General features: G+C 71.1%; 20 protein-coding genes and 1 tRNA gene. 11 read left to right on the top strand and 10 right to left on the bottom strand.

Annotation, left to right across the window (positions count from 1 at the left end; translation table 11 throughout):
• Window positions 1-77: transfer RNA gene (locus tag WD341_RS15375), tRNA-Met, on the bottom strand.
• A 298-nt stretch (window positions 78-375) separates the two neighbouring features.
• Here WD341_RS15375 and WD341_RS15380 point away from each other — a divergent pair.
• Entirely contained in the window at window positions 376-1,299 is a 924-nt protein-coding gene (locus tag WD341_RS15380; RefSeq protein WP_368426357.1) for a DMT family transporter, read from the top strand.
• Between the two features lie 105 nt (window positions 1,300-1,404).
• Window positions 1,405-1,734, top strand: coding sequence for a heat shock protein HspQ (gene hspQ, locus WD341_RS15385; protein ID WP_368426358.1), 330 nt, complete (start codon window positions 1,405-1,407; stop codon window positions 1,732-1,734).
• 28 nt (window positions 1,735-1,762) lie between these two features.
• Here the strand turns inward: hspQ and WD341_RS15390 are convergent, their stop codons facing one another.
• The gene (locus WD341_RS15390; protein WP_368426359.1) at window positions 1,763-3,382 is read right to left on the bottom strand and encodes a glucan biosynthesis protein; all 1,620 of its coding nucleotides are present in this window, start codon (window positions 3,380-3,382) and stop codon (window positions 1,763-1,765) included.
• A 178-nt stretch (window positions 3,383-3,560) separates the two neighbouring features.
• Between WD341_RS15390 and WD341_RS15395 the strand changes: the two genes are divergently transcribed.
• From WD341_RS15395 to WD341_RS15420, 6 genes are all read left to right on the top strand, one after another.
• Entirely contained in the window at window positions 3,561-4,568 is a 1,008-nt protein-coding gene (locus tag WD341_RS15395; protein WP_368426360.1) for an ArsR/SmtB family transcription factor, read from the top strand.
• A gap of 4 nt (window positions 4,569-4,572) precedes the next feature.
• Window positions 4,573-5,508 carry a methylenetetrahydrofolate reductase [NAD(P)H] gene (gene metF / locus WD341_RS15400; RefSeq protein WP_368426361.1) on the top strand — a complete coding sequence of 312 codons (936 nt, stop codon included), beginning with the start codon at window positions 4,573-4,575 and terminating at the stop codon, window positions 5,506-5,508.
• A 2-nt stretch (window positions 5,509-5,510) separates the two neighbouring features.
• Complete coding sequence (locus tag WD341_RS15405; protein ID WP_368426362.1) at window positions 5,511-6,377, top strand: homocysteine S-methyltransferase family protein; 867 nt, start codon at window positions 5,511-5,513, stop codon at window positions 6,375-6,377.
• Window positions 6,378-6,464: 87 nt separating this feature from the next.
• Window positions 6,465-7,550: a homocysteine S-methyltransferase family protein gene (locus tag WD341_RS15410; RefSeq protein ID WP_368426363.1), complete on the top strand. Its 1,086-nt coding sequence runs from the start codon at window positions 6,465-6,467 to the stop codon at window positions 7,548-7,550.
• A complete protein-coding gene (gene metH / locus WD341_RS15415; RefSeq protein WP_368426364.1) occupies window positions 7,547-10,237 on the top strand; it encodes a methionine synthase in 2,691 nt (896 codons plus the stop codon). The genes WD341_RS15410 and metH overlap by 4 nt, the downstream gene beginning before the upstream one ends.
• A gap of 164 nt (window positions 10,238-10,401) precedes the next feature.
• Window positions 10,402-10,803: a VOC family protein gene (locus WD341_RS15420; protein ID WP_368426365.1), complete on the top strand. Its 402-nt coding sequence runs from the start codon at window positions 10,402-10,404 to the stop codon at window positions 10,801-10,803.
• A 7-nt stretch (window positions 10,804-10,810) separates the two neighbouring features.
• Here the strand turns inward: WD341_RS15420 and WD341_RS15425 are convergent, their stop codons facing one another.
• Window positions 10,811-11,677, bottom strand: a complete 867-nt coding sequence (locus tag WD341_RS15425) for an NlpC/P60 family protein (protein WP_368426366.1) — start codon at window positions 11,675-11,677, stop codon at window positions 10,811-10,813.
• A gap of 115 nt (window positions 11,678-11,792) precedes the next feature.
• Between WD341_RS15425 and WD341_RS15430 the strand changes: the two genes are divergently transcribed.
• Both WD341_RS15430 and WD341_RS15435 read left to right on the top strand, forming a co-directional pair.
• Window positions 11,793-12,764: a hypothetical protein gene (locus WD341_RS15430; RefSeq protein WP_368426367.1), complete on the top strand. Its 972-nt coding sequence runs from the start codon at window positions 11,793-11,795 to the stop codon at window positions 12,762-12,764.
• Between the two features lie 103 nt (window positions 12,765-12,867).
• Window positions 12,868-13,164 carry a cytochrome c family protein gene (locus WD341_RS15435; RefSeq protein ID WP_368426376.1) on the top strand — a complete coding sequence of 99 codons (297 nt, stop codon included), beginning with the start codon at window positions 12,868-12,870 and terminating at the stop codon, window positions 13,162-13,164.
• Window positions 13,165-13,180: 16 nt separating this feature from the next.
• On the opposite strand, the gene WD341_RS15440 is transcribed toward WD341_RS15435, so the two are convergent.
• Window positions 13,181-15,253 carry a 4Fe-4S binding protein gene (locus WD341_RS15440; protein ID WP_368426368.1) on the bottom strand — a complete coding sequence of 691 codons (2,073 nt, stop codon included), beginning with the start codon at window positions 15,251-15,253 and terminating at the stop codon, window positions 13,181-13,183.
• Window positions 15,254-15,463: 210 nt separating this feature from the next.
• On the opposite strand from WD341_RS15440, the gene WD341_RS15445 reads away from it, so the two are divergent.
• The gene (locus WD341_RS15445) at window positions 15,464-16,354 is read left to right on the top strand and encodes a substrate-binding domain-containing protein (RefSeq protein WP_368426369.1); all 891 of its coding nucleotides are present in this window, start codon (window positions 15,464-15,466) and stop codon (window positions 16,352-16,354) included.
• Window positions 16,355-16,384: 30 nt separating this feature from the next.
• Here the strand turns inward: WD341_RS15445 and WD341_RS15450 are convergent, their stop codons facing one another.
• The 6 genes from WD341_RS15450 to WD341_RS15475 all read right to left on the bottom strand — a co-directional run bounded on the left by WD341_RS15450 (window position 16,385) and on the right by WD341_RS15475 (window position 21,166).
• Window positions 16,385-16,588 carry a hypothetical protein gene (locus WD341_RS15450; RefSeq protein ID WP_368426370.1) on the bottom strand — a complete coding sequence of 68 codons (204 nt, stop codon included), beginning with the start codon at window positions 16,586-16,588 and terminating at the stop codon, window positions 16,385-16,387.
• 250 nt (window positions 16,589-16,838) lie between these two features.
• A complete protein-coding gene (locus WD341_RS15455) occupies window positions 16,839-17,585 on the bottom strand; it encodes an amino acid ABC transporter ATP-binding protein (protein ID WP_368426371.1) in 747 nt (248 codons plus the stop codon).
• 14 nt (window positions 17,586-17,599) lie between these two features.
• Window positions 17,600-18,493, bottom strand: a complete 894-nt coding sequence (locus tag WD341_RS15460; RefSeq protein ID WP_368426372.1) for an amino acid ABC transporter permease — start codon at window positions 18,491-18,493, stop codon at window positions 17,600-17,602.
• Window positions 18,490-19,242 carry an amino acid ABC transporter permease gene (locus tag WD341_RS15465; RefSeq protein WP_368426373.1) on the bottom strand — a complete coding sequence of 251 codons (753 nt, stop codon included), beginning with the start codon at window positions 19,240-19,242 and terminating at the stop codon, window positions 18,490-18,492. The genes WD341_RS15460 and WD341_RS15465 overlap by 4 nt, the downstream gene beginning before the upstream one ends.
• Window positions 19,243-19,321: 79 nt before the next feature.
• Window positions 19,322-20,152: a transporter substrate-binding domain-containing protein gene (locus tag WD341_RS15470; protein WP_368426374.1), complete on the bottom strand. Its 831-nt coding sequence runs from the start codon at window positions 20,150-20,152 to the stop codon at window positions 19,322-19,324.
• 141 nt (window positions 20,153-20,293) lie between these two features.
• Window positions 20,294-21,166, bottom strand: coding sequence for a MurR/RpiR family transcriptional regulator (locus tag WD341_RS15475; RefSeq protein WP_368426375.1), 873 nt, complete (start codon window positions 21,164-21,166; stop codon window positions 20,294-20,296).
• Window positions 21,167-21,446: the final 280 nt, after the last annotated feature.

Below are 21,446 nucleotides of genomic sequence, written 5' to 3' on the forward strand. Positions count from 1 at the left end.
TGGTAGCGGGGGAGGGACTTGAACCCCCGACACGCGGATTATGATTCCGCTGCTCTAACCAACTGAGCTACCCCGCCGCCAGGAGGCCGACGCTATAGGGCGGCGGCGGCTCGGCTGTCAAGCTGAATGCCCCGGCGCGCCGCGGGTTCCGAGGCGGTCCCCGCGGCATCCGGCATAACGCCTGGGCGGGCATGCAGGGGGCGGGCAGGGGGCCTGCGGCATCGGCGCTGGATTCGCCCGGCGGCGGCACTAGGCTGGGGCTCCAGCATGACCCCTCCCGAGCGTCCCGCTTCCTCCCTCGGCCCGACCGCCGATCCCGCTCCAGCCGCAGCCCCTGGCCCGGCTCCAGGCACGGCGGCCGGCCGTCGCGGCGGCTTGGCCGGCGCCGGGTTCGGCCACGGCGTCGGGCAGGCCGGCAAGGGCATCGCCCTGATGCTGCTCTCGACGCTGTTCTTCGCGGTCATGAACTCCTCGGTCAAGGCGATCGGGCCCTCGGTGCCGACCGAGCAGGTGCTGTTCTTCCGCAACCTCTTCGCGCTGCTGCCGGTCGCCTTCGTGGTCTGGCGCGCCGGCAGCCTCGAGGTGCTGCGGCCGAACCGGCCGTGGCAGCACGTCTGGCGCGCGATCGCGGGCATCATCTCGCTCGGCACCTTCTTCTACTGCTACGCGCGCCTGCCGCTCGCCGACGTAATCGCGATCTCCTTCACCTGCCCGCTGTTCGTCACCGCGCTGTCGCCCTGGCTGCTCGGCGAGCCGGTCGGGCCGCGGCGCTGGGCCGCGGTCGTCGTCGGCTTCCTGGGCGTGCTGCTGATCGTGCAGCCCGGGGCCGCCGGCTTCGACCCGCTGCTGCTGCTGGTCCTGATGGCGACGCTCTTCTATTCCCTGGTGCTGATCTCCGTGCGCAAGCTCAACCGCACCGACACGCCGACCGCCATCGTCTTCTGGTACATGGTGATCTCGGTCGCCGTGACCGGCCTGGCGCTGCCCTTCGTCTGGGTCACGCCGGCCCTCTTCAGCTGGCTGCTGCTGATCGGCCTCGGCCTGTTCGGCGGCGTGGCGCAGCTGATCGTCACCGCCGCCTTCCGCTACGCCGACGCCGCCGTGCTGGCGCCCTTCGACTACGCCTCGATCCTCTGGGGCTCGGCGCTCGGCTACCTGATCTGGGGCGAGGTGCCGGCCGGCACCCTGTGGAGCGGCGCCGCGGTGCTGATCGCCAGCGGCCTCTACATCGCCCACCGCGAGGCCAAGCTCGGCCTGCTCGGCCGCTTCAGGCGCCGCCGGGCGACGCCGGAGCTGTAGGGGGCGGAGGCGGCGAGGCATCGGCCCGCCCACGGGGGTTTGATTTTGCCCCAGGCCCTGCCGATGTTATGTGTCCCGCCCGAGACAGCCGGATTCAGTCCAGACATGCCCGTGCGTACCGCCAAGTTCGAGATCGGCCAGATCGTCAAGCACCGCTTGTTCCCCTTCCGCGGCGTGATCTTCGACGTCGACCCCGTGTTCGCCAACACCGAGGAATGGTGGCAGGCGATCCCCGAGGAGGTCCGGCCGTCCAAGGACCAGCCCTACTACCACCTCTACGCCCAGAACGAGCAGACCAGCTACGTCGCCTACGTCTCGGAGCAGAACCTGCTGCCCGACGACAGCGGCCGGCCGGTCGCCCACCCGGAGATCGCCAAGGCCTTCGCCGGCTTGGCCGACGGCCGCTACCTGCCGCGCGACCGCCCGGTCAACTGAAACCGCCCGGTCAATTGAGGCCGCCCGGCTAGGCCGGGAAGTCGAAGGGCAGGTGCTGGTAGAGCCAGGTCTCGGTCAGGGTCTGCTCGCCGAGGCGCAGGTAGAGGCGCAGGTCGACCGGATCGTCGCCGCCCGCCTCCAGGTCGAAGACCGCGCGCCAGCGCTCGGTGCCGACGACCTTCAGGACGTACTTGTCGACGATCTCGCCGCGCGAGGCGGCGATCACCGCCTCGACCGGCGTCTCCCGCCCGAGCCCGCCGAGCGGGCCGCCGGCGAAGTCGACGACGAACTTCTTGACCCCCTTCGGGCGCTCCTGGCCCGGCACGCCGCCGCGCCCGATCCGCGTCGACAGCACCCGGCCGTTGTCGCCTGCCGGGTAGGGGTTGTCGGCGACCCAGTGCAGCCGGTAGGCGAGGCTGAGCGGCTGGCCCAGCGCCGGCAGCGTCTGCGGCCGCCAGAAGGCGACGATGTTGTCGTGGATCTCGTCGTTGGTCGGGATCTCGATCAGCTCGACGGCGCCCTCGCCCCACTCGCCGAGCGGCTCGACCCACAGGCTCGGGCGGCGGTCGTAGAAGACGCCGTCGTCCTCGTAGTTGCGGAAGTCGCGGTCGCGCTGCATCAGCCCGAAGCCGCGCGGGTTGTTGTCGACGAAGGCGTTGACCTGCAGGCGCTCGGGGTTGTTGAGCGGCCGCCAGATCCGCTCGCCGGCGCCGGTCCAGAGCGCCAAACCGTCGGAATCGTGGATCTCCGGACGCCAGTCGGGGGCGCGGTGCCGGTTGGTCTCGGAGAACCAGAACATCGAGGTCAGCGGCGCGATGCCCAGGCGCTCGACCTCGCGGCGCAGGAACAGCGTCGTCTCGACCTCCATGACCACGCCGTTCTCGTTGCGCGCCACGAAGCGGTAGACGCCGACCACCGAGCGGCCCTCGAGCAGCGCGTGGATCACGACCTGGCGGTCGTCGGCGCCATTCTCCGCGGGCGCCGGCTTCTCCAGCCAGAACTCCGTGAAGCGCGGGAACTCCTCGCCGTCGTCGGTCGCGGTGTCGATCGCCACGCCGCGCGCCGACAGGCCGTACTGGCCGAAGGGGCCAGCTGTCCGGAAGTAGGCGGCGCCGAGGAAGACCAGCCAGTCGGTCGGCGGCTCGCCGGGGTTCATGTAGCGGAAGCCGGCGAAGCCGAGGTCGTCGGGCAGGGCGGACTCCAGCCCGGTGTCGCCGTAGTCGAACAGCGAGGGGTCGTAGAGCACCGGGCGGGCGACCGCGCCCTCGACCTCGTAGATCGTCACCGGCAGCTGGAAGTAGCGGCCGAGGTGGAAGAACTGCACGGGGTGGCGCGTCTCCCCGAGCCACAGCCCGCGGCTCGGGCGGTAGCGCAGGACGTTGTAGGCGTCGTAGTCGACCTGCTCGAGCGCCTCGGCGGCCTTCGGCTGGGGCGCCTCGTAGGGCTCGCCGGCCAGGGCACGGGCACGATCGAGCAACGCGCCGCGATCGAACGGTCGGGGATCGCCCAGGCGGGGCCCCGCGGTCTCAGCGCCCGCCGTCTGCGCCCGGGCGCGGCCGTCCGGGACCGGGAAGCCCGCCAGCGTCGAAAGGAAAGTCACGGCGGCGCTGCCGGCGAGCAGGGCGCGACGGCTCAAAGCTTTCTGCATACGGCTGTTTTCCGACCTCGATCCGGACGTTCGGGTGACCATCGCTGATATGGCCCGGAATGCGCCGGATTTGCGGCAAACCCCGGTCTGTTTCAAGAGCCTTCTCGCCGGCCGATGGTTCCCCCGGGCGGTACGAGAAATTTCCCTTGCCTGGATCACGGCATAAAGATATCCTTATATGGCTATGGAGATCGACAGCTCACTCGAACGACTGCTTCAGGGCCTGCGGGCCGTGGCCGAAGGTACGCGCCTGCGGATTCTGGCGCTCTGCGCCCACGGCGAGCTGACCGTCAGCGACCTCGTCGAGATCCTGGGCCAGAGCCAGCCGCGCGTGTCGCGGCACCTCAAGCTGCTGGTCGAGGGCGGGCTGCTGGAGCGCCAGCAGGAGGGCAACTGGGCCTACTACCGCCTGGCCGAGCGCGGGCCGGTGGCGGCGCTCGGCCGCCAGATCGTCGACCTGATCCCCGACAGCGACCCCGAGCACGCGCTCGACCTGAAGCGGCTCGAGGAGGTGCGCGCGGGCTGGGCGGTCAAGGCCGAGTCCTACTTCAAGCGCAACGCCGCCGACTGGGACCGGGTGCGCGCGCTGCACGTCGACGAGGCCCGGGTCGAGGCCGCGCTGCGCCGCCTGATCGGCCGCGAGCCGGTCGGCGAGCTGCTCGACATTGGCACCGGCACCGGGCGCGTGCTGGAGCTGCTCGGCGACAAGGTCGCGGCGGCGATCGGCATCGACCGCTCGCTCGACATGCTCAAGGTCGCCCGGGCCAAGGTGTTCCGGGCCGGCCTCAGGCATTGCCAGCTGCGCCACGCCGACATGGGCCGCCTGCCATTCCCGGCCGCGCGCTTCGACGGCGCGGTGCTGCACATGACGCTGCACTACGTCGAGGATCCCGGCGTCGCCCTGGCCGAGGCGGCCCGCGTGCTGCGGCCCGGCGGCCGGCTGATCGTCGTCGACTTCGACGAGCACGACCGCAGCGAGCTGCGCGAGAACCACGCCCATCGCTGGCTCGGCTTCTCGGAGGCGCGCATGGCGCGCCTGCTGGAGCAGGCCGGGCTGGTCGCCGAGGCGCCCGAGCGGCTGCCCGGCGAGCCGCTCACCGTCTGCCTCTGGACGGCGCGGCGCCCCGCCAACGACACGCTGACGTCCGACCGAACGGGCGCCCGGCAGACAAGGGAGGTCGGCTGACGCCATGACCCGAAGCCCCGCCACATCCCCCGCCACATCCTCCGCAACGTCCCCGGCCACGGCCGCCGCCAAGTCGGGGGACAGTTCCCCCAGGATCTCCTTCGAGTTCTTCCCGCCGGCCCCGGGCGCGCCCGAGGAGCGCTTCTGGGAGACCGCCGAGCGACTCAACGCGCTCGGTCCGGACTTCTGCAGCGTCACCTACGGCGCCGGCGGCACGACCAAGGACCGCACCTTCGAGATCGTCACCGGCCTCAACCGACGCGGCATCGACACGGCGGCGCACCTGACCCTGGTCGGCGCGACCCGCGGCGAGGTCGATGCCGTCGCCCGCAGCCTCGCCGAGGCCGGGGTCCGGCGGCTGGTCGCGCTGCGCGGCGACATGCCGAACATGGCCGGCGGCTTCGAGGCGCACCCCGAGGGCTACCGCAGTTCGGTCGAGCTGATCGGGCGGCTGCGCGAGATCGCCGACTTCGACATCTCGGTCGGCGCCTATCCCGAGACCCATCCCAACGCCGCCTCGCCCGAGGCCGACGTCGCCTACCTGAAGCGCAAGCTCGACGCCGGCGCGGCGCGGGCGGTGACGCAGTACTGCTTCGACCCGGAGGTGTTCCTGCGCTTCCGCGACCGGGCGCAGGCGGCCGGCATCGACAAGCCGCTGGTCGCCGGCGTGCTGCCGGTCACCAACTTCGCCAAGCTGCTGGAGTTCAGTGCCAAGTGCGGGGCCGGCGTGCCGGCCTGGCTGCACGAGCGCTTCGCCGACCTCGACGACGACCCGGAGACCCGCTCGCTGGTCGCCGCGCACACCGCCGCGGAGCTCTGCCAGCGGCTGATGAGCGAGGGCGTCGAGGAGTTCCACTTCTACACTCTCAACCGCGCCAACCTGTCCTACGCCGTCTGCCGCCTGCTCGGCATCCGGCCGGCGCTTCAAGAGGCGGCCTGACCATGCGCACCCTGATCGAGGCGATCGACCAGCGCGTCCTGCTGACCGACGGGTCGCTGGCGCGCCAGCTGCGCGGCGCCCAGCTCAACGTCGCGCGCGACCTCAACGGCGTCGAGGACTGCCTGGAGCTGCTCAACCTGACGCGCGCCCAGCTGGTCCGCGAGAGCCACCGCGCCTACCTGCGCGCCGGCGCCGACGTGATCCGCACCAACTCGCTGCAGGCCTCGCCGCTGAGCCTGGCGCGCTGGGACCTGGCCGACCAGGCCTTCTACCTGAACTACGCCGCCGCCGAGCTGGCCTGCGAGGCGGTCGATTCCGTACCCGGCCGCGGCCGGCGCCGCTTCGTGCTCGGCGTCGTGCGCGACCAGGGCTGGGATGCCGCCCCGGCGGAGCTGGAGGCGGCCGTGGCCGTCCAGGTCGAGGGCCTGCTGGCCGGCGGCGTCGACGGCGTCGCCATCGACATGGTGCCGGGCACCGGGCGCGCCCCGGCCTTCCTGCGCGGCGCGCGGCGGGCCAAGCAGAAGCTGAAGGCGCTGGCGCCGGTCTTCCTGCAGCGCGGCCACCAGGGCGTCGAGTTCTCCGAGCACGCGCTCGGCCTGGCCGACGGCCTGATCCGCTCGCGCCATGGCGGCGCCGAGGCCAAGACCGGCAAGCGCGACTGGCTGAAGGCGGCGCTCGAGGAGGAAGTCAACCTGATCGGCGGCGGCGACAGCCCGGCGGCGACGGCAAAGCTCGACCGCGCCCTGCGCGCCATCTCCGACGACGGCTGGCGGCCCTTCACCGGCTGGCGCAGGCCGGCGGTGGTCGACGAGGTCACGCCGCCCTCCTCGAGCCTGCATCTCGACCCGGCCATGGCCGAGGTCGCCTGACCGGGGCGAATCGAGCCCCCCGAAACCAGAAGAGGGCGCGCGAGCGAGGTCGGACGACAAGCGGCCGCAAGCGGCGCGCGCGAAGTGATGACAAGTGACGTAAAGATCGACAAGGCCAGGGTGACCGAGCGCAGCGCGCTGCTCGAGGCCGCGGCAGCCGAGCGCATACTGGTGTTGGACGGTGCCATGGGCACCATGATTCAGCTGCTCGAGCTCGACGAGGCCGCCTACCGCGGCGAGCGCTTCGCCGACTACGACCGGGAGGTCAAGGGCAACAACGACCTGCTGACCCTGACCCAGCCCGACATGATCCGGCAGATCCACAGGGACTACCTGGAGGCCGGCGCCGACATCGTCGAGACCAACACCTTCAACTCGACCGAGGTCAGCCAGGCCGACTACGGCCTGTCTCAGCTGTCGTTCGAGCTGAACCGAGAGGGCGCCCGGCTGGCCCGCGAGGCCGCCGAGGCGGTCGCGACCCCGGAGCGGCCGCGCTTCGTCGCCGGCGTGCTCGGCCCGACCTCGCGCACGGCCTCACTGTCGCCCGACGTCAACGACCCGGGCTTCCGCAACACCAGCTTCGAGAAGCTGCGCGCCGATTACGGCAAGTCCGCGCGCGGCCTGCTCGAAGGCGGCGTCGACATCCTGATGGTCGAGACGGTCTTCGATACGCTCAACGCCCGCGCCGCGCTCTTCGCGGTTTCGGAGCTGTTCGAGGAGTTCGGCTGCAAGTGGCCGGTGATGGTCTCCGGCACCATCACCGACCTCTCGGGCCGCACCCTTTCGGGCCAGACCGCCGAGGCCTTCTGGATCTCGGTCGCCCACGTGCGGCCCTTCTCCGTCGGCCTGAACTGCGCGCTCGGGCCCAAGGAGCTGCGCAGCTACGTCGGCGAGCTGTCGCGGGTCGCCGAGACCCGCGTTTCGGCCCACCCCAACGCCGGGCTGCCGAACGCCTTCGGCGGCTACGACGAGACCCCGGAGTCCATGGCCGAGCACCTCGGGCCCTGGGCACGTGACGGTCTGGTCAACATCGTCGGCGGCTGCTGCGGCACTAAGCCGGAGCACATCGCCGCGATCGCCGCCGCCGTCGCCGGCCTGGCGCCGCGCGTCGTCCCGGAGCTGCCGCCGGCGCTCACCCTGTCCGGCCTCGAACCCTTCCGGATGGCGTCATGAGCGAGCAGATGCAGGACAAGACCCAGGCAACATTCATCAACATCGGCGAGCGCACCAACGTCACCGGCTCGGCGAAGTTCAAGAAGCTGATCCTCGAGGACCGCTACGACGAGGCGCTCGAGGTCGCGCGCGACCAGGTCGAGAACGGCGCGCAGATGATCGACGTCAACATGGACGAGGCGATGCTGGATTCGGAGGCGGCGATGCGCCGCTTCCTGAACCTGATCGCCTCGGAACCCGACATCGCGCGGGTGCCGATCGTCATCGACTCCTCGAAGTGGAGCGTCATCGAGGCCGGCCTGCAGTGCGTCCAGGGCAAGCCCCTGGTCAACTCGATCTCCCTGAAGGAGGGCGAGGAGCCGTTCCTGGAGCAGGCGCGCAAGCTGCACCGCTACGGCGCCGCCGTGGTGGTCATGGCCTTCGACGAGGAGGGCCAGGCCGACACCGCCGATCGCAAGTTCGAGATCTGCAAGCGCGCCTACGAGCTGCTGACCGGCACCGTCGGCATGCCGCCCCAGGACATCGTCTTCGACGCCAACATCTTCGCCATCGCGACCGGCATCGCCGAGCACAACGACTATGCCCGCGGCTTCATCGAGGCGATCCGGCGGATCAAGGCGGAGCTGCCTCACGCCCGGACCTCGGGCGGCCTGTCCAACGTCTCCTTCTCGTTCCGAGGCAACGAGCAGGTGCGCCAGGCGATGCACGCGGTCTTCCTCTACCACGCGATCCCCGCCGGGCTGGACATGGCGATCGTCAACGCCGGCCAGCTGCCGGTCTACGACGACATTCCCGCCGACCTGCGCGAGCGCGTCGAGGACGTCATCCTGAACCGCCGCGAGGACGCCACCGACCGGCTGCTGGAGAGCGCCGAGCAGTACAGGGCCGGCGGGACGGCGAAGCGGGAGGTCGACCTCTCGTGGCGCGAGGCCGAGGTCGAGAAGCGCCTGGAGCACGCCCTGGTCCATGGCATCCTCGACTGGATCGAGGAAGATACCGAGGCCGCGCGGCAGCGCGCCGACAAGCCGCTGGAGGTCATCGAGGGGCCGCTGATGGCCGGCATGAACGTCGTCGGCGACCTGTTCGGCGCCGGCAAGATGTTCCTGCCCCAGGTCGTCAAGTCGGCCCGCGTCATGAAGAAGGCCGTGGCCTACCTGCTGCCCTACATCGAGGCCGGCAAGAAGGCCGACGGCGACACCAGCGCCAAGGGCAAGATCCTGATGGCGACGGTCAAGGGCGACGTCCACGACATCGGCAAGAACATCGTCGGCGTCGTCCTGCAGTGCAACAACTACGAGGTCGTCGATCTCGGCGTGATGGTGCCCTGCGGCAAGATCCTGGAGACCGCGCGCGCCGAGAAGGCCGACATCATCGGGCTCTCCGGCCTGATCACGCCGAGCCTCGACGAGATGCGCTACGTCGCTTCCGAGATGCAGCGCGAGGGCTTCACGCTGCCGCTGCTGATCGGCGGCGCCACCACCAGCAAGATCCACACCGCGGTCAAGGTCGCGCCGAACTACCAGGGCCCGACGGTCTACGTCGCCGACGCCTCGCGCGCGGTCGGAGTGGCCGGCAAGCTGCTCAGCAAGGGCCTGCGCGACGGCTACGTCGCCGAGGTCGCCGCCGACTACGAGACGATGCGCGAGAAGTTCGCTCGGAAGGGCCCCGGCACGCCGCGCGCGCCCTTCGCCGAGGTCCGCAGGAACGGCGTGGCGATCGACTGGGCGGCCTACGAGCCGCCGGTGCCGGCCCAGGGCCTGGAGCCGGTGCAGCTCGACGCGCTGCCGCTCGACGCGCTGATCGAGAGGATCGACTGGACGCCCTTCTTCCAGACCTGGGAGCTGCACGGCCGCTATCCGAAGATCCTGGACGACGAGAAGGTCGGCGAGACGGCGCGCAGCCTGCACGCCGACGCCCTGGCGATGCTCGACCGCCTGGTCGGCGAGGGCCTGATCCGGCCGCGAGGGCGCTGCGCCTTCTGGCCGGCCGCCGCCGAGGGCGACGACATCCGGATCTTCGCCGACGCGGAGCGCAAGGAGACCCTGGCCGAGCTGCACATGCTGCGCCAGCAGATGGCGCGCGACGGCGACCGGGCGAACATCTCCCTCGCCGACTTCGTCGCGCCGGCGGACTCGGGCAAGGCCGACTGGATCGGCGCCTTCTGCGTCACCGCCGGCGGCGAGGTCGAGCGCTTCGCCGCCGAGCGCAAGGCGGCCGGCGACGACTACGAGTCGATCCTGGTGCAGGCGCTGTCGGACCGGCTGGCCGAGGCTTCGGCCGAATGGCTGCACGAGCAGGTGCGCAAGCGCTACTGGGGCTACGCCCCCGAAGAGGCACTGGGCAACGACGAGCTGATCGCCGAGAAGTACCGCGGCATCCGCCCGGCGCCCGGCTACCCGGCCTGCCCGGACCACACCGAGAAGGCGACGCTCTTCTCGCTGCTCGGCTGTGAGCCGGCGCTCGGCATCCGGCTCACCGAGAGCTTCGCCATGACTCCGGCCTCCTCGGTCTCGGGCTGGTACTTCGGCCATCCGGAGGCGCGCTACTTCGGCGTCGGGCGCATCGGCCGCGACCAGGTCGAGGACTACGCCGCGCGCAAGGGCTGGAGCCTCGAGGAGGCCGAGCGCTGGCTGGCGCCGAACCTCGACTACGACCCCGACCTGCCGCGCCGGCAGGCCGCGGAGTAGCAAGACATCCGACGACCCGGCGGCGCTGCCGCCCGGGCGAGGGAGCAACCGGCCCGCTGCCCGCCGACCGCCGCCAGGGAACTGCGGAGTGCTTGGCGGCACGAGCGGCGGCAGCGGGCCGGTAGCCGTTTTCCTGGCGCCAGCGAATGGGCTAGACTGGAGCCATGGCGCTCACCCAGCTCAGCCACGTCAACCTGCGCACCGCCGACCTCGATGGCCTGATCGGGTTCTACGGCGAGGTACTGAGGCTCGAGCTCGGCTGGCGGCCGCCCTTCGACTTCCCCGGCGCCTGGCTCTACTGCGGCGAGCACCCCGTCGTCCACTTGGTCGGCGAGACCCGCCCGCGCGCCGCCGAGGACCCGAGGCTCGAGCACTTCGCCTTCGCGGCCGAAGGCCTGGCGGAGTTCCTGGCGCACCTGCGCGCCTGCAAGGTCGCCTACTGGGTCCGCATCGTGCCCGGCAACGAGCAGCGCCAGGTCAATTTCCTCGACCCCGACGCCAACCACATCCACGTCGACTTCGACCGCAGCGAGACCGCGGACCTATCCGACTACGACGGGCGCTGAGCGCCGCTCACTCCGGTCGGCGGAGCGCGACGACGCCGTCGGGGCTGTCCTGGCAGGCGCGGGCGTGGAGCTTGGCCAGCGGCTCGATCACCGTCATCAGCGGGAAGGCCGTGGCGTTGAGCACGGCGCCCTCGCCGAGGGCCAGGGCGACGTGGCCCTTCCAGAACACCAGGTCGCCGCGCTCGGGCACGGCATCGAGGGGAAGGGCGCGGCCGACGGCCTCGCTGGCCGCCTGCTGGTCGCTGTCCCGCGGCACGGCCCGGCCGGCCGCGGCGAAGGACAGCTGGATCAGGCCGGAGCAGTCGACGCCGAGCCCGGAGCGGCCGCCCCAGATGTAGGGCAGGCCGAGGAAGCGCTCGGCGGTGGCGATCCGGTCGGGCTCGCGCCAGCCCGTCTCGGCCAGGTGGCCGGCGAAGATCCAGCCGCCTTCCGCGCGCTCCAGGAAGCGACCGCGCTCGCCGACGGCGGCAAGCGACCCCCAGAAGCTCAGGCGCTCGCTGCTCGGCGCCTTGATCGTCGGTTCGGGAAAGACCGGCGTCGAGAGGGCGACGACGCGGTGGGTCGGCGCGCGGACCTCCGCCGACAGGCAGGCGGAGCGGCAGTAGCCGGTGTAGCCGTCGGCCTCGTTCTGGACCCAGCTCCAGCCGGCCCGGGTCTCGAAGACCCGCAGGGTCTCGCCGGACAGGAGCTGGCTGTCGAGCGGCGCCGCCGGCTCCGGCCGGCGGTGGAGCGCGACGATTCCCGCGGCGACCTGGGCTGGCCGGCCCTCGGACCAGCGGCGCGCCTCGACCCGGCCGGCGAGCCGGGCGTCGGCGAGGTCCTCGCGGTAGGCGTGGAGCCGGGGGTCGAGCCTGGGTTCTGGCCTGTCGGGCATGGCGCGACGATGTCGCTTCGCCGGGCGCTTGGCAAGGCCTCGGGGCGTGCCTTGCCGGTTGAAATCCGGCGCGCGCGGTAGATCTCAGGAAGGCAAGCAGGCGTGGAGGCAGCAGATGCGATCCAACATCGTTTCGGTCGGCGCCCTGACCCTGGTCCTGGCGCTCTCGGTGGCCTTTCCCGTCGAGGCCTACGAGAAACAGGTCTTCGAGCTGCCCGAGGGCGCGCGGCCGCACGACGTCGCGCCGGCCCCGGACGGCAAGGTCTGGTACACGGCCCAGCACCAGGGCGCGCTCGGCATCCTGGATCCTGCGACCGGCGAGGTCCGCCAGGTGCCGCTCGGCGAAGGCTCGCGCCCCCACGGCGTGATCCAGGGCCCCACGGGCGACGCCTGGATCACCGACGGCGGCCAGAACGCCATCGTGCGCTACGACCCGGACAGCGGGCGGGTCGACGTCTGGCCGCTGCCGGAGGAGACCGGCTACACCAACCTCAACACCGCCGCCTTCGACAGCGCGGGCCTGCTGTGGTTCACCGGCCAGAACGGCGTCTACGGCAGCTTCGACCCGCAGACCGAGGAGATGCGGGTCTTCGAGGCGCCGCGCGGCCGCGGTCCCTACGGCATCGCGGCGACGCCCGGGGGCGAAGTCTGGTACTCCTCGCTGGCCGGCAGCTACATCGCCAGGATCGAGGGGCCGGGCGGCGAGCTCGAGCTCCACGAGCCCGAGGAGAAGGGGCAGGGCGCGCGCCGTGTCTGGTCCGACAGCGCGGGCCGGCTCTGGGTCGCGCAGTGGAACACCGGGCGCCTGTCGCTCTACGACCGGGCGGCGGACAGCTGGCGGGAGTGGCCGCTGCCCGGCGAGGCGCCGAAGGCCTATGCCGTCTACGTCGACGAGCGCGACATCGTCTGGGTCTCCGATTTCGGCGGCGACGCGATCCACGCCTTCGACCCCGAGAGCGAGACCTTCGAGACCGTGCCCAAGACGCAGCCCGGCGCCAACGTGCGCCAGATCCTCGGCCGCGAGGGCGAGGTCTGGTTCCCGGAATCGGGCGCGGACAGGCTGTTCGTCATCCAGACCGGCCGGTGAGCGGCCGGCGCCGGCCGTCCGGGCGCATTGCGCCGCTGCTGCTGGCGCTGTCGTCGCGCCCGGCGCCGCCGCGGCAGAGGACGGCAGCGGCGCGCGCGGCGAGCTGGTCTTCCAGAAGTGCTACGCCTGCCACTCGGTCGAGCCGGGTGAGGTCGAGGGCCTGCAGGGCCCGAACCTGCGCGGGGTCGTCGGCCGCCCCATGGCCGCGCAGGAGGGCTTCGACTACTCCCAGGCGATGCGGCGCTTCGCCGAGCGGCAGGGCGCCTGGACGGGCGAGCTGCTCGAGCGCTCCGTGGCCGCGCCGGAGCAGCTGGTGCCCGGGACCGAGATGTCCGCGATGCCGATTCTCGACGCCGCCGAGCGCGCCGACCTGATCGCCTACCTGCAAGCTAGTCGCTGAGGCTCCCGAAGCGGCCTCAGTGCAGCGAGCCCTTGCCGCCGCCCTTGCCGGGAGCGTTGGCCCGCTCGGCCAGCTCGCGCTCGCGCAGGTCGTCGTCGGTGGTCCGGACGAGCGGACGGTCGGCGCCCCGCAGCGGCGCGTTCTGGTCCTCCATCTCGGTGACGATGCGGCAGTCCTCGCACATCATGATGCGCTCGATGCGGTTGCCCTCGAGGAACATGGAGTGGCGGCCGGCGAGCTGCTCGGCGACGCGCTCGATCGAGCGCTCGACGCCGAAGGGCTTGCCGCAGCGCACGCAATTGAAGGGCTCCTCCTGGTTCAGCACCACCGCGCCGCGCGCCTCGTCGGTGAAGTTGAGGCGCGGCTCCAGGGTGATGACCTGCTCCGGGCAGGTGCTCGCGCAGAGGCCGCACTGCACGCAGGCCTCCTCGGTGAAGCCGAGCCAGGGCTTGTCCTCGGCATCCATCAGCGCGCCGGTCGGGCAGGCGCCGACGCAGGCGAGGCAGAGGGTGCAGCCGGCGGTGTCGACGCGGACCGCGCCGAAGGGCGCGCCCTTGCCGAGCGGCAGGATGTCCTGCGGGGTCGGCGCCTCGTCGTGCAGGTGGCGCAGCGCCAGCATGGTGCGGGTGCGCTTGCCGCCGAGCGGCAGGAAGGTGCCCGCCGGCAGGGCCTTCAGGTCGCGCAGGGACCAGAGCTGCGCCTCGACTGCCGAGGGATCGGGGTCGTCGAGCAGCAGGACGCGCCCGCCGCCGTAGCCGAGGCCGTCGAGCAGCGTCTCGATCAGGCCGACCTGGCCGGCGAGGCCGCCGAGCTCGTCGCGCTTGCGCGGGTCGATCAGCACGGCGACCTGGCTGACGCCGTAGCCGAAGGCCGAGGCCAGGAAGTCGATGCCGAGCTGGGTCGTCTCGTTGACCGCGAGCGGCAGCACCTCGGCCGGCAGGCCGCGGCCGAGCCGGGCGATCAGGCTGATGGTCTCGGCGCCGTGGCGGCCATCGTGCGCCAGCAGCACCGGCTTCTTGCCGCCCGCCGCGCGATAGCCCTCGAGCAGCACCTTGAGCTTGTCGAGCAGCGAGTTGGGGCCGGGCAGGTTGTAGGTCGCCGCGCCCGTCGGGCAGGCGGCGGCGCACTGGCCGCAGCCGGCGCAGACGTAGGGGTCGAAGGCGACGATGTCGCCGGCCGAGACGATCGCCGAGGTCGGGCAGAGGTCCAGGCAGCGCGTGCAGCCGGTCTTGCGGCTGCGCGAGTGGGCGCAGATGTCCGGGTCGTAGCGCACGTAGCGCGGCTTCTCGAACTCGCCGACGTAGTCGGCCGCCTCGAACAGCGCCTTCTGGACGGCGGCGGGATTCTCGGGATCGGGCCGGAAGTAGCCGTCGCGCCGCTCGTGAGCCGGGAACAGCGGCGTGCCGCCGGTCAGGTCGACGATGAGGTCGCACTCGGAGTAGGCGTTGTTGCGCGGCGCCTCGAAGGCGAAGGCGCCGCGCGAGGAGGGCTGCGCCGGGGCGTAGCCGTCGACGTTGACGGCGAAGGCGCCGAGGTGGCCGCTGGCCGAGACGATGCGGCCCTTGAAGACCGGCACGGTCATGCGCTGCGGCGGCAGCAGGTCCGCCGCCTCCGCCAGCAGGACGGTGACGTCGAGCCGGCCCCTGAGCTGCTCGGCGGCCTCCAGGGCGCGCTCGTCGCGGCCGTAGATCAGGCAGGTGCCCTCGGAGGTCATGGTGACCGTCGGCGCCGGCTTCAGCTCGACCGTGGCCGCGGCGATCAGGGCCGCCAGCTTCGGCGTCGCCGCCTTGGCGGCCTCGGACCAGCCCGCGGTCTCGCGGATGTTGAAAAACTCGAGCTCGGCCGCCGGGTTGTCTTCCGCCGCCAGCTCGCCGAACAGCGGCGCCTCCTGGGTGCAGGCGACCAGCAGCGGTCCCTCGCCCAGAGCGGCCTGCTGGAAGTTGCCGAGCTGGGCCCGGCAGAGCTGGGTGTTGATGTCGAGGCTGCCAGTCGCGCCCACGGCCCGACAGGCCTTGGCCAGCTTGTCGCCGTCCAGGGGCATCGTCTTCTCGCAGTCGCAGACGAGCACGCGCTTGCCGCGCAGCTCCATGGCGGTCACTCCCTTCGCCGAGCGCGGTCCCTTCGAGGGGCCCGTCGTTCCGGTGCCTTGCTTGGCCGCAATCTAGCAAAAGGGGGCGCCCGAACATCCCCAATTTTCCTGGGCCATTCGCCGCAGCTATGATCGCGCGCCACACCGGAGGAAAAGCACCTTGGCACACGGAGGAAGCGAGGCCGCCCTGCAAGGCCGGAGCCCGACGGGATGACGGGCGATGCCTCGGAGCTGATGACGACCCGGGAGGTCGCCGACTACCTGCGCCTCAAGGAGCGGCGGATCTACGAGCTGGTGCGCCAGCGCGCCATCCCCTGCACCCGGGTCACCGGCAAGTGGCTGTTCCCCAAGCCGCTGATCGACCTCTGGCTGTCCCGGCACCTGGAGGGCTCGCCGCCGGCCTCGGCCCCGCCGCCGGTCGTCGCCGGCAGCCAGGATCCGCTGCTCGACTGGGCGGTCCGCGAAAGCGGCTGCGGCCTGGCCTTGCTGCCGGGCGGCAGCCTCGACGGGCTGGCGCGCTTCGCGCGCGGCGAGGCTCTGGCGGCCGGCCTGCATGTGCTCGATCCCGAGAGCCGGACCTGGAACCGGGCGGCCATCGAAAGCGCGCTGCCGGGCCGGCCGGTCGTGGCGATCGCCTGGGCGCGGCGCCGCCAGGGGCTGGTGGTCGCCGCCGGCAATCCGCTCGGCGTCGCCTCGCTCGCCGACCTGGTACGGCCCGGCCTGCGTTTCGCGCGGCGACAGGCCGAGGCCGGCAGCCGGCTGCTGCTCGCCCATCTGCTGGGCGAGGCCGGGGTCGCGGAGGACAGCCTGGACTATGGGGAGGCGACGGCGCGCGGCGAGCTCGACGTCGGCCTTGCCGTGCTCGAAGGGCGCGCCGATGCCGGCCTCGCGGTCGAGGCGGTGGCGCGCCAGCTGCAGCTTGGCTTCCTGCCGCTGGTCGAGGAACGTTTCGACCTGCTGCTGCAGCGGCGCGACTACTTCGAGCCGCCGTTTCAACGACTGCTCGAGTTCGCACGCGGCGGCGCCGTGGCGCAGCGCGCGGCACAGCTCGGCGGCTACGACGTGGCCGAGCTGGGCGCGGTGCGCTTCAACGGTCCCTGACGGGACCGCGACGTTCCGGTGGCCGGCCGATCAGGCGTGGGTCGCCTTCAGATTCGGCTGCTTGTGCCCCGCGCCGCGCTTCTCGAAGCTGCGGCGCAGCAGGGCGCCGAGCCCGACCGCGTAGTCGTGCATGGCGCGCGAGCGCATCTGGCGGCCGCGCTCGACGAGGTCCATGAGCTCGTCGTAGGACAGCGCCTTGAAGCGCTCGTCGATCTGGTTGAATTCCTTCGTCATGTCGCTGACCTCCTGGCATTCGTTGCGTGGAGGGTGTTCCGCCCTAAACGGTGCCGCCTTCTTATGCTGCGGCGCAACATGGAATATAGGTCAGCACTACTGCCGAAATTAGTGACGAAACGGCAAAGCTGCGGTGCCGCGAGTGCGTGAGTGAGCGCTCGCATAGTTAACGGATTGGAAAATTCTGCGTTTTCTCGGACGTTTCCGGAGCAGCTTGACCGCCTGAAGACCTTGCGCGCCGGGGGCGGCCTTAGAGGATCTGGCTGAGGAATTCCCGGGTGCGCGGGTCCTTCGCACTTGCGAAGAAATCGGCCGGCGGGCCCTGCTCCACGATCACGCCGCGGTCGGTGAAGTAGATCTGGTCGGCGACCTCGCGCGCGAAGCCCATCTCGTGGGTGACCAGGATGCAGGTCATGCCCTCCTCGGCGAGCTCGCGGATCGTGACCAGCACCTCCTTCACGGTCTCCGGATCGAGCGCGGCCGTGACTTCGTCGAACAGCATGACGTCTGGGTTCATGGCCAGGGCGCGGGCGATGGCGACGCGCTGCTGCTGCCCGCCGGACAGCTCGCCGGGGTAGGCCAGCTCCTTGCCCTCGAGGCGCACCTTCTTCATCAGCCGGTAGGCGCGCTGCTCGACCTCGGCCCGATCCTGCTTCAGCACGGTGACCGGCGCCATCATGACGTTCTGCAGCGCCGACTTGTGCGGGAAGAGGTTGTACTGCTGGAAGACCATGCCGACCTTGCGGCGCAGCGCGAGCTTGTCGAGCTTCGGGTCGTGGACCTCCTGGCCCTCGACGGTGATCGAGCCGCTGTCGATCGGCACCAGCGCGTTGATGCAGCGCAGCAGCGTCGACTTGCCGGAGCCCGAGGGGCCGATGACGCAGATCGTCTCGCCCTTGGCGACGTCGAGGGTGACGCCCTTGAGGACCTCGATGGCCCCGAACGACTTGTGGACGTCCTTGCAGGAGACGATGGGCTGCTCGGCGTTCCAGGCCATGGGCGATACCTCTTCTAGAGTCTGACCTGGAAGCGCCGCTCGAGCGCGACGGTCCAGCGCGCGATCGGATAGCAGTAGAGGAAGAAGCAGAGCAGCACGAAGCTGTAGATCGGGATCAGCAGCTCCGGCCGGTTCTCGGCGGCCAGCACGCGCCCGGCCTGGGTCATCATCTCCGAGACGCCGACGACCGAGGCCAGCACCGTCGCCATGGTCAGGATCGCGTAGAGGTTCATCCAGGGCGGCAGCATGCGCTTCACGCACTGCGGCAGGATGATCATCCAGAGCACCTGGCGGCGGTTGAAGGCCAGGGACTCCGAGGCCTCCCACTGGCCCGAGGGGATCGAGTTGACGGCGCCGCGCACGATCTCCGAGACGTTGGCCACGACCGGCAGCGACAGGCCGATCGTCGCCTTGAGCCAGTCCGGGAAGGGGACGGTCAGGCCCAGGATGCGCAGCTCGAAGGGCAGCAGGAACATGCAGTAGAACAGCAGGACCAGCCAGGGCGCGTTGCGGAAGAACTGCGTGACGACCCACGAGCCCGCGCGCACCGGCAGCAGCAGCGAGATCTGCATCAGCCCCAGCCAGGTGCCGACCAGGGTCCCGAAGGCCATCGCCAGCACCGAGATGACGATGTTGAAGAGGAAGCCCTCGAGCAGCACCGGCAGCCAGCGGACGATGACTTCGAGCACCGGCTCCTTGGCGGCGCCGGCCTGGGCCTGGGCGAGGCCGGCGGAGACCAGCAGGCCGAGCAGCAGCACCAGGCCGTGGCGCCACGTCAGCCGCGGCAGGGCGGCGCCCAGCTCGCGCTCGCGCCGCGCCCGGTGTTGCAGGGCCGCCGCCGCCGGCAGCAGCACCGGCAGGTCGGTCTCGCCGGCCAGATCCCGGGGCGGCCCGCCGCGGCGGCTCACCGGCCGTACCCCGGCATGCGCATCGAGCGCTCCCAGGCGTGCATCGCCCAGACCAGCAGGCCGACCAGGAAGACGTAGGCGAACAGCAGGAAGGTCATGGTCTCCGGCACGTTGACCGAGTCCGACCAGATCTGGTTGGCCATGTAGAGCATCTCGGGCACCGCGATGGCGTAGGCCAGGGTCGTCGTCTTGACCAGGTTGACGAGGTTGTTGTTGAGCGCCGGCAGGCAGACCCGGAAGGCCAGCGGCAGGACGATGTAGCGGTAGGCCTGCAGGCGGTTGTAGCCGAGCGACTCGGCGGCCTCGACCGTCGCCGCCGGTACCGCCTCGATGCCCGAGCGGAAGATCTCGACATTGAAGGCGCCGGCGAAGAAGGAGAGGGAGATCACCGCCCAGGCGAAGTTGTCGAGCATCGGCTCCTGGAAGCCGAAGCGGTTCTCGTAGGTCGGCATCAGGCTGCCGATCGCGAAGTAGAAGAAATAGAGCTGCACCAGCGGCGGCGTGTTCCGGAAAAACTGGATGTAGCCCTGCACGATGCGCCGGGTCCAGACCAGCTTGGAGCCCTGCAGCCAGGCCCCCAGCACGCCGATCACGACCGAGAGGAACAGGCAGACCAGCGACAGGTAGACGGTGTTCAGGAAGCCGCGCGCCAGGCGGTCCCGGTCGTAGGAGTCGTAGACGAAGGTCAGGTTGACGCCGGATTGCTCAGAGAGCGTGCGCGCCCACTCGAAAGCCCAGCTCCAGTCCACCTCGGCCGTCTCCCCCGATCCCTTGCCGGCAAGGCCGCCGGACGGCGCCTGGGCGCCGCCCGGCTGCTCTCGAGAGGTTCTAGCTGCCCTTGTGCTCTTCGTGCATCTTCTTGGCGAAGGGCGTGTTCTCGACGCCGTACTTGCTCTCCAGCTCCAGGATGCGGCCGCTCTTGTGCCACTCCTTGGCCAGGTCGCTCATGAAGGCGGCGAAGTCCTCGGCGCCCGGCGCCACGGCGAGGCCCCAGGGGGCGTCGTCGATGGTCTCGAGCGGGATCTCGAACTCCGACCACTCGGCTTCGCCGAGCTTCGAGATCAGGAAGGAGTCGTCGTAGACGAAGGCGACGCAGCGGCCCTGGCTGAGCGCGGTCAGCGCCTCGGCCGTGCCCTTGAAGGCGACGATCTCGGCGCCGAACTCCTCCTCGGTCTTGCGGTTGTAGAAGGCGCCCTGGATGCCGCAGACCGGCGCGCCCTTGAGGTCGGTCCACTCCTTGAAGCCGGCCTTCTTCGGCGCCAGCACGTTGGTGCCCGAGGAGTAGTAGTTGGGATCGACGATCAGCACCGCCTTCCGACGCTCCGGGGTGTCGGTCATGGTCGCGATCATCAGGTCGATCTTGCCCTGCTCCAGGAACTGCATGCGGTTCGAGGACTGGACCGGCACCAGCTCGAGCTCGACGCCCAGCTCGTCGGCGACGTCCTTGGCCAGGTCCGGCTCGATGCCGACGATCTTGCCGTCGGAATCGAGGTAGCCGTAGGGCTTGTAGTCGGCCTTGACGCCGACCACGAGCGTGCCCTTGTCCTTGACCTCCTGCAGCGTCGTCGCCTCGGCGGTCCCGGCGGCGGCAAGCGCGCCCAGGGAAAGGGCGAGCGCGGCCGTCGCGCCCAGCGCCGTCGTTCGGATGTACCCGTTCATTTCGTTTCTGCCTCCACTGTTGGGCCGGCCGTCGCCCGGGGCGCGGCCGGAGGCGGCAAGGTTAGCAAAGGGTTTACGGAAAGCGAAGCGCGACAGCGCAAATGAACCGGTGGCGCCCCTTATGCAACAGTTGTTTCAGCGCTACCGCCGCTCCTCGTCGAAGAAGGTGCCGAGCTGGCGGTGGAAGGGCTGGTGCGCCTCGATGCGGGCGATCTGCGGGCGGCCGCCCTGGGCGACCAGGTAGCCGAGCAGGCCCTCCAGGGTCGCCAGCGCCCCGCTCATCGAGGGGAAGAACTGCGGGCTCTCGGTCGAGGCGAGCAGCAGCTGGGTGGCGAGCGGCGCCAGCGGCGAGGCGCGGCTGTCGGTGACGGCGACGACCTCCAGGCCGCGCTCGCGGGCGAAGGCGGTGCAGCGCACCGTGGCCTCGGCGTAGGGCGTCAGGCCGACGGACAGCAGGCAGTCGCCCGGTCGCGCCAGCGCCAGGTCGTCGATGGCGACGCCCCCGGCATCGCTGACCAGCGAGGCCTGCGGCAGCACCATGCGGGCGACCAGGTAGGCGTAGTGGACGATGCCGTAGCAGCCGCGCATGCCGAAGAAGAAGCTGCGCGGCGCCTTGCGGAGCAGGGCGGCGGCGGCGGCGAAGGCCTCGGGCGGGTTGGCGTCGAAGGCGCGCTGGACGTTGCCGCCGAGCGCGCCCCGGAAGCTCTCGGCGATCTCCGCCTCGCGCGCCGACTGCCCCATGCGCTGCAGGCCGCGTGCCCGGTCCGGGTAGGCGCCGGCACCGGCGCGCAGCACCTGCTGGAAGCGCCCGCGGAAGGCCTCGTAGCTCGGCTCGCCGAGCGCCTGGGCCAGGCGCAGCATGGTCGAGGGCGTGACCTCGGCCTTGGCCGCGACCTGGCGCATCGAGGCCATGGCGACCTCGGCCGGATGATCGACGACGAAGCGCGCCGCGCGCCTGAGCTGCGGCGTCAGGGTCCCCATGCGCTCGACGATCGACTGGATGAGATCTTCCATGGGCTGCTCCGCTGCCGTGCCGTCGGTCGCTTCCTGGTTCGACAGGCTCACCATGAAGCGCCGGGAGGTCTGTCGCCGCGTCGGTCGCTTCCTGGTTCGACAGGCTCACCATGAAGCGATGGAGAGGCCTGCGCGGCGGTCGGGTCGCGCTTCATGGTGAGCCTGTCGAACCACGAAGCGCGAATTGCACCGACATACCCATCCCCCCATCCCCCTTGTCGTCATCCCCGTTTTCACGCACTGCTGTCCGGGATTTTTTCTGAGGGGAGTAGTGCACGGC

The organism is Tistlia sp. (assembly GCF_040905785.1).
Lineage (GTDB): Bacteria > Pseudomonadota > Alphaproteobacteria > Kiloniellales > DSM-21159 > Tistlia.

Excerpts from the sequence above, each read along its gene's own strand:
- hspQ (WP_368426358.1), top strand. The coding sequence starts at position 1,405 with ATGCCCGTGCGTACCGCCAAGTTCGAGATCGGCCAGATCGTCAAGCAC.
- WD341_RS15390 (WP_368426359.1), bottom strand. The coding sequence starts at position 3,382 with ATGCAGAAAGCTTTGAGCCGTCGCGCCCTGCTCGCCGGCAGCGCCGCC.
- WD341_RS15395 (WP_368426360.1), top strand. The coding sequence starts at position 3,561 with ATGGCTATGGAGATCGACAGCTCACTCGAACGACTGCTTCAGGGCCTG.
- metF (WP_368426361.1), top strand. The coding sequence starts at position 4,573 with ATGACCCGAAGCCCCGCCACATCCCCCGCCACATCCTCCGCAACGTCC.
- WD341_RS15405 (WP_368426362.1), top strand. The coding sequence starts at position 5,511 with ATGCGCACCCTGATCGAGGCGATCGACCAGCGCGTCCTGCTGACCGAC.
- WD341_RS15410 (WP_368426363.1), top strand. The coding sequence starts at position 6,465 with ATGACAAGTGACGTAAAGATCGACAAGGCCAGGGTGACCGAGCGCAGC.
- metH (WP_368426364.1), top strand. The coding sequence starts at position 7,547 with ATGAGCGAGCAGATGCAGGACAAGACCCAGGCAACATTCATCAACATC.
- WD341_RS15420 (WP_368426365.1), top strand. The coding sequence starts at position 10,402 with ATGGCGCTCACCCAGCTCAGCCACGTCAACCTGCGCACCGCCGACCTC.
- WD341_RS15425 (WP_368426366.1), bottom strand. The coding sequence starts at position 11,677 with ATGCCCGACAGGCCAGAACCCAGGCTCGACCCCCGGCTCCACGCCTAC.
- WD341_RS15430 (WP_368426367.1), top strand. The coding sequence starts at position 11,793 with ATGCGATCCAACATCGTTTCGGTCGGCGCCCTGACCCTGGTCCTGGCG.
- WD341_RS15440 (WP_368426368.1), bottom strand. The coding sequence starts at position 15,253 with ATGGAGCTGCGCGGCAAGCGCGTGCTCGTCTGCGACTGCGAGAAGACG.
- WD341_RS15445 (WP_368426369.1), top strand. The coding sequence starts at position 15,464 with ATGACGGGCGATGCCTCGGAGCTGATGACGACCCGGGAGGTCGCCGAC.
- WD341_RS15450 (WP_368426370.1), bottom strand. The coding sequence starts at position 16,588 with ATGACGAAGGAATTCAACCAGATCGACGAGCGCTTCAAGGCGCTGTCC.
- WD341_RS15455 (WP_368426371.1), bottom strand. The coding sequence starts at position 17,585 with ATGGCCTGGAACGCCGAGCAGCCCATCGTCTCCTGCAAGGACGTCCAC.
- WD341_RS15470 (WP_368426374.1), bottom strand. The coding sequence starts at position 20,152 with ATGAACGGGTACATCCGAACGACGGCGCTGGGCGCGACGGCCGCGCTC.
- WD341_RS15475 (WP_368426375.1), bottom strand. The coding sequence starts at position 21,166 with ATGGAAGATCTCATCCAGTCGATCGTCGAGCGCATGGGGACCCTGACG.